Genomic DNA, 1649 nt, shown 5'->3' with positions numbered 1-1649 from the left:
GGTCAGCCCGCCGCGGGCACGTCCGGGGCGGACTCGCGCACGGTCAGCCGGGTCGGCAGGATCAGCGGGCTGGGGTCGTCGCCCTCGATGGCGGCCACCAGCATCCTGGCCATCTCGCGCCCCAGCGCCCGCACCGGCTGGTGCACGGTGGTGAGCGGCGGGGCGGTGTGCCGGGCGCTGGCCAGGTCGTTGAAGCCGATCACCGCGACGTCCTCGGGCACCCGCAGCCCGCGGGTGCGCAGCGTGCGCAGCGCGCCGATCGCCATCGCGTCGGAGGCGGTGAACAGCGCGTCCGGCGCGGGGTGGGCCGCGAGCAGCCGCTCCATCGCGGCGGCCCCGCCGTCCTCGGTGAAGTCGCCGGCCTCGACGCCGAGCAACGGGACCCCGGCCAGCGCCAGGCCCTCGGTGAAGCCCTGCTCGCGGGCGGCGGCGACCCGGGTGTCCAGCTGACCGGTGATCATGACGGGCCGCCGGCGCCCGGTCCGGACGAAGTGCTCGGCCGCGAGCCGGGCGCCGCCCCGGTTGTCGGCGTCCACGTACCAGCGCGGCTCGCCGGTGAGCGGCAGGCCGCCGAACACCACCGGGAGGTCGGTCTGTTCGGCGAGCCGGCCGAGCGGGTCGTCGCCGCGCAGCGCCATCAGCATCACGCCGTCGGCGCGGCGCGAGCGCAGCAGCCGCTCCAGCCGGTCGCGCCCGCGCGGGGTGTTGGCCAGCAGCAGGACCAGCTCCAGGTCGGTCTGCTCCAGCGCGGCGCTCACCCCGACGATCACCTCGGCGAAAAAGGGGTCGGCGAACAGGCCCGGCTCGTCGCTGGAGACCGCCAGCACCACCGCGCCGACCCGGCGGCTGGCCAGGGCCTGCGCGGTCGGGTTGGGGACGAAGCCCAGTTCGCGCACCGCGCGTTCGACCGCCTCCCGCTTGGCCCGGCTGACGTGCGGGGCGTTGTTGATCACCCGGGAGGCCGCCGTGCGCGAGACGCCGGCGCGCCGGGCCACCTCGTCGAGGGTGGGCATGCGCTTGGGGGACGACTCCATGGAAACGGCTGCTCCTCGGGCTGCGGGCGTCGGACAGGGGTCATGATTCCACGGCGTTCACCGGCCACGGAGCCTGCGGGGAGCGGCACCCGGTCCGGGCCGGCGGCGGAAACCGGTAGCGCTTCCAGCGTACTGCGACCATCAAGCCGCGACAGTGGTCGAAGCACTACGGCCAGACGCGGCTGGTGCAGGAAGTATTGACACGGCTCTCCTCCGCGCCCAATCATCCCCTCACGCGATGCGATTCGCGCAAAACTGGAAGCGCTTCCACTTCCCCGCTCCACCCACCGGAGGAAGAACCGTGCGCAAACCCACCCGAGCGGCAGCCGCGCTGCTGGCCGGCCTGCTCGCCGCCGGCCTCGCCCTGACCGACGCCGGCCCGGCCTACGCGGCCGACCCCACCACGATGACCAGCGGTTTCTACGTCGACCCGGACAACTCCGCGCTGCGCTGGGCCAACGCCAACCCCGGCGACGGCCGCGCCGCGGCGATCCGCGCCAACATCGCCAACACCCCCGCGGAGCGCTGGTTCGGCAACTGGAGCGGCGACATCGGGGCGGCCACCGGCGCCTACGTCGGCCGCGCCGACGCCTACGACAAGCTGCCCGTCCTGCT

The 1649-nt window shown here is 74.8% G+C and carries 1 protein-coding gene and 1 pseudogene; one reads left to right on the top strand and one right to left on the bottom strand.

From position 1 onward, the window contains the following. Window positions 1-2: 2 nt before the first annotated feature. A complete protein-coding gene (locus ACFUEL_RS39480) occupies window positions 3-1034 on the bottom strand; it encodes a LacI family DNA-binding transcriptional regulator (RefSeq protein WP_380243017.1) in 1032 nt (343 codons plus the stop codon). Window positions 1035-1335: 301 nt separating this feature from the next. Between ACFUEL_RS39480 and ACFUEL_RS39475 the strand changes: the two are divergent. Continuing rightward, a pseudogene (locus ACFUEL_RS39475) lies at window positions 1336-1649 on the top strand (endoglucanase); the annotation flags it as partial.

The organism is Kitasatospora sp. NPDC057198 (genome assembly GCF_042670125.1).
Lineage (GTDB): Bacteria > Actinomycetota > Actinomycetes > Streptomycetales > Streptomycetaceae > Kitasatospora.
This window is presented reverse-complemented; position numbering and strand designations above follow the sequence as displayed.

Excerpts from the sequence above, each read along its gene's own strand:
- ACFUEL_RS39480 (WP_380243017.1), bottom strand. The coding sequence starts at position 1,034 with ATGGAGTCGTCCCCCAAGCGCATGCCCACCCTCGACGAGGTGGCCCGG.